Here is a 10,278-nt window from a genome sequence, read left to right on the forward strand (position 1 = left end):
TTAATGATTCTAATTGTTATTATTGTTTAAATTAATCTCAGAATCAAGCAGCTTCGAGTTTGTGCAAAGTGAAACATAATAGACAGGACTTTTATGCTACTGGTCTCAGAGCTCAACTGCGTAAGTTCTTTAGGCAAAATGGTGACCGAGTATAAAATACTTTTTAAATTTTTTAGTTTTATACTTTATTCGCTTAAAATAAGAATTTTAAAAATATTGTTTTATTCCAAAACCCATTTTAATTTTTTAATTTTTTGTAGTACAGTTATATCGTGTACGAATGGGTTACCATTTTACTTCAACTTTGAATTTGGTTCATTTCACATAACCATTCTACAGTACCAAAATGGAATTGGAGTTTACTTAACGTTTAACTTTTGCATCGCCTGCTATTATATCATGAATTTAACTTTCAGATGGTTTTGAATCTGCGAAATCATTTCAGGATGCAATAACTATATTGTAGGGGGTGAAATAGTGAGAAAAGTACTGATTATATTGATAATGTTGTTAGGCGTGTTCCTCGCAATAGGATGCGCGGGAAATAAACCGATAACTCCAAATGAAACAGGAACTCCAGAACAGGCTGTAACTCCGGCTGAAGTAGTTACTCCAACCAGAGAAAAGGCAATTGAAATACAAACTGCAACTGAAATGCAGAATGTGACCGAAAAATCGAAAATAAAGGAATATACACTTGAAGAACTTGCAGAGTACAACGGTAAAAATGGAAAAGCATACGTTGCCTATCAAGGTCAGGTCTATAATGTATCTGATAGTGATCTTTGGAAAAATGGCAGTCATAATGGATGCAATGCTGGGACAGACCTCACTGAAAAAATGGACAAAGCACCACACGGGGCTAAAATATTAAAGGATTATTCGGTTGTCGGAACTTTGAAAAAATAACATAACTCTGCAATCTAAGTTTAACTAGGGTTCTTTTAAACTCACTAACTCACTATCAAACTGAAGATTATTTATCTTTTATTCCATTAATTGAGGTGAATAATGGTTCCCTAAAAAAGTACACCTTATTTTCGGTCGTGTCCATGAGTCATTGATTAATTCCGAAAAAGCAAGTACATCCTCCACATTTGAATAAATTCCAGATAAATCCTTCTGCTTATGGTTTTCAATAACTCACGCCCACTACCTTATTTTCGATCTGACTTTATTTGAAAATAACTAACTTTCTATTCATTGGTCATCGGTTAAGGAATTTTCTTGCCTGTACGCTATCGATTTGGGAGCAAAAGTCAGTCCCAAATTTCGAAACCAATAACTAAAATCGATGCCCTGTTACAACTTCATATCAATGAATATTTTGGAGAACTGTTCTGGAAATAAGGCAATTTATCATGATTCCTCACTTAACCGAAGACGCATGACTTTCTATTTAATCTACGGAATAAGCTTTATAAGCTTTTAAATAATAAATCACTGTGGGATATTATAAGGGGAAATTTATAAAAAGGAAGATTTGGGAGCATAAATTATATGTTTGGGGACAATGAGAAAAAATTATCTAAGAAAAAGGATTTCTGGATAGAGTTTTTCGCAGGTCGGATAGATGGCGGCCACAGATCTTCAGCTGAGGAATTTCTTTCTATGGAAGCTGAGGAAAAGCTTTTCCATCTGAAGGGGGGTAAAACACTGCTTGACTTTGGATGCGGTGCAGGCGAACTACTTTCTTACTATGCTCCGGAATATGAGCAGCTCGTAGGAGTTGATTTTTCCGCATCCATGCTTGACGAAGCAAGCAAAAGAATCAGGGAACAAAAATGTGGGAATATATCGTTAATCCAGGCTGACGACAAAACTGTCTGGGACAAACTGGAATCCTCCTTTGATCGGATAACTGCAGCTGGAGTCCTTCAGTATTTAACATTGCAAGAAATTGATAGCTTTATCTTTAATGCATTAAGTCATCTTAATAAAGGGGGTAAAATAGTGTTTTTCGACATATTGGACCCCCGGTTATACCCGTTATGGAAAATAGGACTGTTCTCACAAGATGCAGACATCTTGAATATTTTACGCAAAATCGGTTTTGAGTTTAAGGTTATGTTATCGGCAAGCTTGAATAATCGCCCAAAAGATATTCTCGGGTTTGCCCACAGCCCCAATATAATTAAAAAGATAGCAAATAAATATAGTTTTGAAATTACTTTTGTACAATCAATGTATTACGAATACAAGTATCATGCAATAATATATTAGACTTAAAAGGCGCGTGGGAACCTCAGGATAAAAGTCTTAAAAATGGATCAAAATAAATAACTAAATAACTAAATAAATAACTAAATAAATAAATAAATAAATAAATAAATAGCACTATAAACTTTCGAGAAAATAGTGAGGGAGACGCTACCCCCTCCCTTAAATATTGTTTTTCCTTCAGCTTATATGCAGAAAGAAAAACGGCAAATAATTTACTTCCTTGCTTTAATCTTTGCAAAAAGCTGTTTTAAGGTGTCTTCGTTGCTCTGAGTGAACTCGAAAGGCGAACCCGTGAAAGGTTCAAAGTGCACTGGCACATCGTCAAGTCTGTAGAAGGTCCCGTCGCATTCCATAGCGTCAATGACTCCTGGGAGTACAACGTCCGAGGCAACTGTGGTCGGACAGGGAGCGATGTCCAAGCAGACCATGGGGATTTCGGCAAGGTAGGACGCACAGTCTGCAGGGATGTGACAAACAAGGTCAGCGCACATCACAAAGGCTGCGTCCACATCCTTTTCCCGGAGAAGGTCCACGGTTGTGAATTCTCCTGGGTTGTAACGCGGGTGCCCGCGTGTAAAGTCAAGCCCGAAAGGATAGCCGTACATGTAGGAGGCGACCTGATTAAAGCCTGCAACGTTACAGTGGCCTCGGAGAGCTCCAAGGGTGAACTTGGAATAGTTGTTCAGCTCCTTTACAAGATTCATAGCAATTTCGGCATTCCTGTGTTTCCCAATTGAGGAGGAAAGGCCAAGCCCTACTGAGATAGCTCCGAAGTTGCAATTCTTCATCATATCGAGCATCTCTTCCATCACAGGGATAGGAACTCCTGTGATTTCTTCTACCGACGGATGCGGAGTTTTTCCATGAAGCAGGGTGAGAAGCGCACTTATAAGTTCATAATCTGAGCCGGGTTTAAGTTGCACATGCAGATCTGAAGCTTCGGAAGTTGGAGTTTTTCTCGGGTCCACTGTGATAACTGTCCTGTCGAAACGTCCGCGTTTGGTCCAGTATCCACGCGGGAAAACCCCATATCTGGACATCTGCCGCGGCATGGATTCAAGAGGGTTGGTTCCCCAGTAGATTATGAGATCGCCCCTGTTTTTCTTCTGCCCTTCGGTTGCACCGACTTTTCCGGATTCCTGGATTCCCATTGCTGTTGGTCCGTGGCAGATAGTAGCATTGGAGTCAACAATCGCACCCAGATATTCCCCTATCTTGAGCCCAACTTCATGCGCTTCACAGGAGGTTTCACTGCCCATGAAAAGCAGGGGGCGTTTTGCCGAAATAAGGATATCTACGGCTTTTTCAAGAGCTTCATCCCAGGCTGCAGGTGTAAGTTTTCCTCCGCTCTTTATAAGAGGCTGCCTGAGCCTATGGGAACTTACAACTTCCTGAAATTTGGCATTTCCCATCTTACATGCGTTTTTAGCTTCAATCTTTCCGTCCCCGAATTCAACCTGGATATCATCACAGGCTGCCCCGCAGACCGGACAGACTATGTTTTTGAAAATCATGCTCACTGCCCTCCGACATAAACTTTCAACACTACATCTTCGGCGCTAAGAACCTTTTCTTCCGCGGGCTCGACTGTTACTGGGGCACCCTTATAGAGAGGGGACCCCGTAGAAAGGGTATCAGGATCGATGACAACATTCGACCAGATAGCTCTCGGCATAAACACATGCCCTGGACAAACCGAATCCGTACATTTCGTATAAACAACAATAGAATGTTTTCCGTCTCTGCTTGTTACTTTTACTTTATCAGGAGAACAAAGTGACGCAAAATCCACAGGAGAAATCCAGCAGGATGCACACTCCATAGTGTACTCTTCCGTGAACTTGTCCCCGCCTTTGGCAAGCCTGCCTTCTTCAATCGTACTTCCCGTAAGGAGTAATACTTCCATATATCTCACCTCAGAGCTCCGGGTTTGCGTCTGCAACCACGTAAAGCATTCCTTTCGCCCGCTTGCTGATCGCATAGTCCCCTGTAAACTTCTTAAATTCACCTATTAACTCAACCTCTCCCGAAGTGACTCTATTTTCCATAGATACATATTCGAAACCCGGAGAGAAGCGCTCTATTTTGCCCCCTATAACTATGGTGCCACCTGCCATTTCAGCGCCGACTCCACGAAGAGCTCTACCTTTCACAACTATGAGCCCGCCGTTCTGGCGGATCCCGCAGAAGCCTTCAACATTGCCATCCACAAGAATTTCCCCTCCGTCCATGCCGCCTCCGAGCTGATGCCGAGCCGAGCCTTCGATCACGATACGCCCGCCTTTCATGCCGTGCCATTTGCCTCTGTAAGCACAGCCCACATGATCTCCGGCATTGCCTTTAATGTGCAGGAGTCCACCTGTCATTTCCATACCTGCCCAGGAATCCGCATCTCCGAAAACAAGGATCTCGCCTCCTTTCATTCCGGTACCTACATGCATGCCTGCAGAACCCTCAATTTCGATTTTTCCTGCACTCATGCCTTCTCCGATCCTTTTGACCCTCATTGTGTCGCCTTTTATGCGAATCAGAGTCTCAGCTGCAGAACTGCCTCCATTGCCTTTCACTTCGAAAAACTCAGAAAGAGGATAGGTCTTTGGACCCTGCCAGACAGACAGCTTTCCTATCTCCTCGGCATTTTTGCCTGCAAAGGAGTCAGGAGTTATAATATCTGCTTCCACTTTAATGTCAATCTTTTTTTTAGGAATAAGCATCACTTCTTCCATTTCTCCAGCACTTTTTCCAGTAAATGAATCAGATTTTATAACTGCTTCTAGTTTACTATCGATATTTTTTTTATGAATAAGCACTCCCTCTGTCATGACTTCACCTCTCACCATTAACTTGTATAGGAGTTGGGTTTGCCAGTAATTTCTCCGGAGTCGGATAGTTGGCAAAGCCCAGGGTATAGTACCTGAACCACTCCTTCACGTCGACCAGCATCTTCTTTTCCTTTTCGTCTTCTACGTGTACTTCGGAATAATAAGTCCGCTTCTCAGGCAAGGAAACGATCTCTCCCCTAACAGCCACGATTTCTCCTCCCTTTACGGTATATTCTGCTTTCCTGAAGGTCCGAAGGAGAGCCTCATAGTTATTAGGATCAAACTGCTGAGGGTTTATGTTGTAGACAGTAACATCCCCATCTGCACCTACTCCAAGAGAGCCTTTTCTATGAACCATACCAATTGTCTTAGCAGGGTTGGCTCTGGTCAGGATCGCAAGGTCATAGAGAGAAAGTTCCCGGTTTACGCCACCAAGTTCACTCCTGTCGTTTGCCCACTTGTGACATTCACTGAAAGTCTGCTTCCTGAAAGCCTCGGACATGAGCCAGGCCATAACCTCCGGATATTTAGTAAACGGCCCACCGTTAGGACTGTCTGTAGTCATGATGGTCTTCCAGGGGTCCTTAATAAGCAGGAGACATTCAAGCCCCATTGCCCACTGCAAACTGTGTACCGGATTGGACTTGAGGTAAGTGAAGGGAATGACACCTGATCCACCTTCCATCTCAACATCAGTATTCGACCACTTGTTTCCTGTAAGCGTGTAAAGATCGTGAATGGCAGGTCCGTCTCCGGTCATAACCGTGGCTTCTCCAAAGGGCGTGCACCCGCTGTCGATTACCACGTGATCCTTGTTGTTGATGTAGTCCGCAATGTCTTTTACTCCAGATTCACAGTCTGCCCATGTGGTACCTGCAAAACTGTTGAACATTAGATGGGTAAGGTATACGGAACGATCCCTTGAGGGATCCATTTTAGTCTCTGCCCATTCCACGTCCATATTCTGCCTGGGCTTTACTCCGTCAGGAATTTTGAGGGAATCCTTAGTAATTGCATAGCAGCCAGGATGTCCCAGGTTGTTTGCATGTAAATGGATGGGCATTGGCATTCCAAGGCGTTCGTTGACCTCGGTAAGCCCTTTTATTACCTCTCTTGGGGTAATTTCAAAATGAATATTGGCCTCATCAAGAGAACTTATGTTTTTTCCCCAGCCCCAATTCTCAACTCCTGCAGGGTTGACGCATTTGATTCCGTAAGTCTTATGGGTCTTCATCATCCAGGCCACATAAGCAGCAGCTTTTTCGATGTCCCCATCCCGGAAGTAACGCATCAAAAAGAAGTTGTTTCCGAGTATCAGGTACCCGCCCATGTCAAGAAGCGGAGTTGCACGCATCTCTTCATGGGTGTGGCGAGCTTCAAGAGGAGGAACTGCAGCTTCAAAAACAGTTGTATAACCCATTGCTGCGTAATCGTACCCCTGTTTGTAGACCGAGGGAACAGTGTAACCTGAACCGGAATGGGTGAGTGAGGTCTTCTGAAGAGTTGCTTTATAGTGATCTTCCGGACGCATCGACCTGCCGGCATTAACCTTTGCACCTGCAACGTGAGAGTGAGAGTCGACTCCTCCGGGCATGACCGTCATACCTGAGGCATCAATAACCTTTGCGTTTTTCAGTTCGGCTGCAGAAAGCTCTTTTACGACTTTTCCGTCCCTGATGAAGATATCCATAATTTCCCCTTTTATTTCGTTGAGGGGGTCAAAGACGTATCCGTTTTTGATTGCAATTGTTCCTGCCATTTATTTCACCTCTCTTTTCACAAGCCAGATCGCATTAACCGGGCAGATCATAGCGCAGGCTCCGTCTGCTCCACAGCAATCCTGGTCTACTACCGAAATTCTCCCGTTCTTAACCTCAAGGAGAGTTTTTTCGTCCATCTCGTTCAGGTACCCTGCAGCAAGTTCACGGCTATTGAGAGCATTTACAGGACAGACAATAACACAGTTTCCGCAGCCCAGGCATGCAGCTTCATCCGTTTCCAGGCAGGTGCGGAGCAGAGCTTCCGGAACAGGAACTTCAAGCAGCTTTTTCTCAAGAACGCCCTTTTTCTCCACTTTCGGGAGAATTGCAGTTTTTCTGACATCAATAGCGTTAACAGGACAGGAAACCGCACAGGCCCCGCAGTAAATGCAGGCATCAGGCCGATGCGTAATCTTTTCGACTCTTTCCCCGGGTTTTGCTTTTTTATTGAAAAGAGCATTTGCAGGACATACTTCAACACATGTATGGCAGGTCTGGCAGATATCTTCGCCCCGAGTCCAGCGCCCTGCAAAGGGTTTTTCCACAGATATAGCATTTACTGGACACACTGCAGCACACCAGCCGCAGTGGACACAGCAGTCCGTATCAATGTTGGTCTTTCCAACCAGCTTCAGGCTTCCATCCTTTGAAATCTCACGGGTTACTTCAATACAGCCTTGCGGGCAGATATCTTCACAAAGTCCGCAGTGAACGCAGTTTTCATTTACTGACGTTGGCTTCATGGCCTTAGAAATATAGGATATGTCATTGAGGGTTTTTCCTTCCTGCCTCAATTCAAGAGCGCCTGTGGGACAAACTTTCGCACAAATCCCACAGACGATGCACTCTTCACTCTCCTTTATTTCCAGGAAATCCGCATCCAGCAACCCTCTTGCTATAACTCCCACGGCCCCCACAGCCAGGTTACCTTTGGGGCATGCCTGTACACAGGTCCCACAGCCGATGCATTTTTCAGGCAAATAGACCAGTTGTTTGTCTTTTTTTTCGGAAAAGACAGACAATCGTATATCTTCTTGCATTTTGTTACCTCTCAACGTTATTCTGTGCATCCGCCGCACAGCAGCTCATTATCATGCTGAATGAACATTTCACCACATTTTTCACAGCACTGTATCCGCTTTTTCTTTCGAACCGGAACTTCCAGGTCCACAGATTTCCAGGAATACACCTTTTCCCCTGCAGCCAGAAGGATGGGAACAACCTCTTCATGGGGAAGCTTTTCAGTGTTCAGGAACCAGGCGTGGAGTTTGGGATAGTCCTTTGTCTTCTCAGGGTCGAGGAGGATTCGGACACCTTTTATGCTGTTCGCTCCTTCAGGCGCCTGTTTATTTACTGTGACCGCCATTTTCCCCAAATTCATGATCTTTAACCCATTGTTTCCAACGGTTGCTCCGGCAAGGATCTGGAATGGATCAGGCATGCAGCTTTTCGTTTCGCAGGTCACATATATGCGCTCCCCATCCCGGACATCGAGTTCCCTCTTTGCAATATTAAGCATCTGAATGCCGATTAATGCCCCGGAGGTAAGGAAGCCGTGAAAGGGGACGACCTTTTCAATCTGTGAAAGCAGCTCTGGATCTTTTACCTGCTTCAGAATTGCTTCCATATGGTTTTTTTCTTCATCTGAATTTTTACGCAATGTATGCACCGCCATGGATTTCGTCGTCATGTTGTATCTAACATAACGCAGAAGAATACGGAAGCCCAGATGTAAGATATTAGAGAGCAGTGGGAATCCGAGAGATCACATTATGTAGAGATGGACATAACTGAAGGAAATGTACTATAATTTTAAATTAATTTTGACAGGAAATCAGCCAACTTTATAAGAGCTGGATTGACAAATTCAGCCTTCGAACCAAAGTTTGCGGCAAAAACCACAGAGCAACGTATAGTCCGAAATCTGATTTTCATAGTTCCCATAGATATGTAAGATGTAACATATCCATGTAAAAGTAAGATAAGACTATTGCGCTCAAATTTATATATACATGTATATTATAAAATTGTCGATAGAGAATAGTTAGTCCCAAGCAAAACGAATCAAAGTTGCGCTGGCGCACCCCGAAGCAAGCTGCGGGGTATTCGACTGGAATAAAAACATATGTCAGAAGATGTCGGCAGTGCTACCTCAAATACCCTGTTGATAGTAATATATCCTTCTTCAGGAAGGTGAGTTGACCACCTACAGGCTGCCCAGTAGATGCCGATGCCGCAAATATAAAAGAAATGGACTTACGCACTTGAAGTACAAAATCAAGTACTTTCGGCGTTGTGACTGGTCTAGTGTTTTAGCGGCTGGTTTAGTGTCCTAACAGTTGGGGATTTAATGCTATTGATTTCTCAGTTCAACCACGTAAATACTATATCCACGTAAATCTTGTATAATACACTAATTTGTATAATATGGGGGGAAATAATGAGAAAAGAACTGATAATTCTGTTAGTATTGTTAAGCGTATTCCTTGCAATAGGATGCGCTGGAAATCAAGGTGAGGCTCCGAATGCAACGGTGACTCCAGTTACAGCAGTAACTCCAGCTATAGCAGAGCCTGAAGTTATAACAGTTTCTGCGGCTGCTAGCCTTACTGACGCTTTTACGGACATTGCTTCCCAGTTTGAGAAGGAAAATCCTGGAACGAATGTAAACCTGAATTTTGGAGGCTCGGGTAGCCTGCGTATGCAGATAGAGGGAGGAGCTCCTGTCGATCTTTTTGCCTCAGCGGACGAGAGTCAAATGGACATACTTGCCAATGAATCACTTATCGCAAACAATTCAAGAAAAGACTTTGCTCACAATTCACTTGTGCTTATCGTCCCTGAAAACAGTACCCTTAATATAACTGACATAAGAAATCTGGCTGACCCTAAAATTCAAAAGATAAGCATTGGAAACCCTGATACAGCCCCTGTCGGAAAATATACGCGCCTTGCACTGACTGAAGCGGGCTTATGGAGTCAGCTTGAAAATAAGACGGTACTTGCTGAAGACGTCAAACAAGTACTTGTATATGTGGAAAGAGGAGAAGTTGATGCAGGGTTTGTATACATAACCGATGCAAAAACTGCAAAACCAGGCACTATTAAAATAGTTACAAACGTGTCTGTAAGTACCCCTGTTACATATCCGATAGCTGTAGTTTCTTCTTCCGAACATAAAGAAAAAGCTCAGAAGTTCCTTGATTTCGTAACCGGGAAAGAAGGACAGGAAATACTGAAAGAATATGGTTTTGTTGCCCAATCTTGATAAAATACAGGACTTAATAGGACTATAAGTGATTGAAGCGCAAAATCAAGTACAGCAAGCCTTGCGTTAAAGTTATTCATTAGGAAGTTGAAGGCTTGCTATTATTAATTTCTCAGTTCAACTGCGTAAGTCCTAGAAATTAAGAATACAAAAACTAAGGCTATTAAAGTTACTATTGAATAAAATATTCTTCTCTTCGGGTCTC

The 10,278-nt window shown here is 43.3% G+C and carries 9 protein-coding genes; 3 read left to right on the forward strand and 6 right to left on the reverse strand.

What is annotated here, in order from left to right; all coding sequences use genetic code 11:
• The first annotated feature begins 477 nt into the window (after nt 1-477).
• Nucleotides 478-909 carry a cytochrome b5 domain-containing protein gene (locus RG963_RS15445; RefSeq protein WP_310577171.1) on the forward strand — a complete coding sequence of 144 codons (432 nt, stop codon included), beginning with the start codon at nt 478-480 and terminating at the stop codon, nt 907-909.
• A 591-nt stretch (nt 910-1,500) separates the two neighbouring features.
• Nucleotides 1,501-2,223, forward strand: coding sequence for a class I SAM-dependent methyltransferase (locus RG963_RS15450; protein ID WP_310577172.1), 723 nt, complete (start codon nt 1,501-1,503; stop codon nt 2,221-2,223).
• A 212-nt stretch (nt 2,224-2,435) separates the two neighbouring features.
• On the opposite strand, the gene RG963_RS15455 is transcribed toward RG963_RS15450, so the two are convergent.
• The 6 genes from RG963_RS15455 to RG963_RS15480 are packed head-to-tail and all read right to left on the reverse strand — an operon-like array spanning nt 2,436 to nt 8,465.
• A complete protein-coding gene (locus RG963_RS15455) occupies nt 2,436-3,737 on the reverse strand; it encodes a formylmethanofuran dehydrogenase subunit B (protein WP_310577173.1) in 1,302 nt (433 codons plus the stop codon).
• A gap of 2 nt (nt 3,738-3,739) precedes the next feature.
• Nucleotides 3,740-4,129, reverse strand: coding sequence for a molybdopterin dinucleotide binding domain-containing protein (locus RG963_RS15460; RefSeq protein WP_310577174.1), 390 nt, complete (start codon nt 4,127-4,129; stop codon nt 3,740-3,742).
• Nucleotides 4,130-4,139: 10 nt separating this feature from the next.
• On the reverse strand, nt 4,140-5,063 hold the full coding sequence (locus RG963_RS15465; protein ID WP_310577175.1) for a formylmethanofuran dehydrogenase subunit C: 924 nt from the start codon (nt 5,061-5,063) through the stop codon (nt 4,140-4,142).
• Nucleotides 5,050-6,804: a formylmethanofuran dehydrogenase subunit A gene (locus RG963_RS15470; RefSeq protein WP_310577176.1), complete on the reverse strand. Its 1,755-nt coding sequence runs from the start codon at nt 6,802-6,804 to the stop codon at nt 5,050-5,052. Before RG963_RS15470 ends, RG963_RS15465 begins: the two co-directional genes overlap by 14 nt.
• Nucleotides 6,805-7,845 carry a 4Fe-4S binding protein gene (locus RG963_RS15475; protein WP_310577177.1) on the reverse strand — a complete coding sequence of 347 codons (1,041 nt, stop codon included), beginning with the start codon at nt 7,843-7,845 and terminating at the stop codon, nt 6,805-6,807.
• A 17-nt stretch (nt 7,846-7,862) separates the two neighbouring features.
• Nucleotides 7,863-8,465: an FmdE family protein gene (locus tag RG963_RS15480; RefSeq protein ID WP_310577178.1), complete on the reverse strand. Its 603-nt coding sequence runs from the start codon at nt 8,463-8,465 to the stop codon at nt 7,863-7,865.
• Nucleotides 8,466-9,245: 780 nt separating this feature from the next.
• On the opposite strand from RG963_RS15480, the gene modA reads away from it, so the two are divergent.
• Entirely contained in the window at nt 9,246-10,073 is an 828-nt protein-coding gene (gene modA, locus RG963_RS15485; protein ID WP_310577179.1) for a molybdate ABC transporter substrate-binding protein, read from the forward strand.
• Nucleotides 10,074-10,278: the final 205 nt, after the last annotated feature.

Origin of the sequence: Methanosarcina baikalica (assembly GCF_031461075.1) — an archaeon.
Classification (GTDB): Archaea; Halobacteriota; Methanosarcinia; order Methanosarcinales; family Methanosarcinaceae; genus Methanosarcina; species Methanosarcina baikalica.

Bases quoted from the DNA above. Each gene is read 5' to 3' on its own strand.
- RG963_RS15450 (WP_310577172.1), top strand. From the start codon at position 1,501: ATGTTTGGGGACAATGAGAAAAAATTATCTAAGAAAAAGGATTTCTGG.
- RG963_RS15455 (WP_310577173.1), bottom strand. From the start codon at position 3,737: ATGATTTTCAAAAACATAGTCTGTCCGGTCTGCGGGGCAGCCTGTGAT.
- RG963_RS15460 (WP_310577174.1), bottom strand. From the start codon at position 4,129: ATGGAAGTATTACTCCTTACGGGAAGTACGATTGAAGAAGGCAGGCTT.
- RG963_RS15465 (WP_310577175.1), bottom strand. From the start codon at position 5,063: ATGGTGAGAGGTGAAGTCATGACAGAGGGAGTGCTTATTCATAAAAAA.
- RG963_RS15470 (WP_310577176.1), bottom strand. From the start codon at position 6,804: ATGGCAGGAACAATTGCAATCAAAAACGGATACGTCTTTGACCCCCTC.
- RG963_RS15475 (WP_310577177.1), bottom strand. From the start codon at position 7,845: ATGCAAGAAGATATACGATTGTCTGTCTTTTCCGAAAAAAAAGACAAA.
- modA (WP_310577179.1), top strand. From the start codon at position 9,246: ATGAGAAAAGAACTGATAATTCTGTTAGTATTGTTAAGCGTATTCCTT.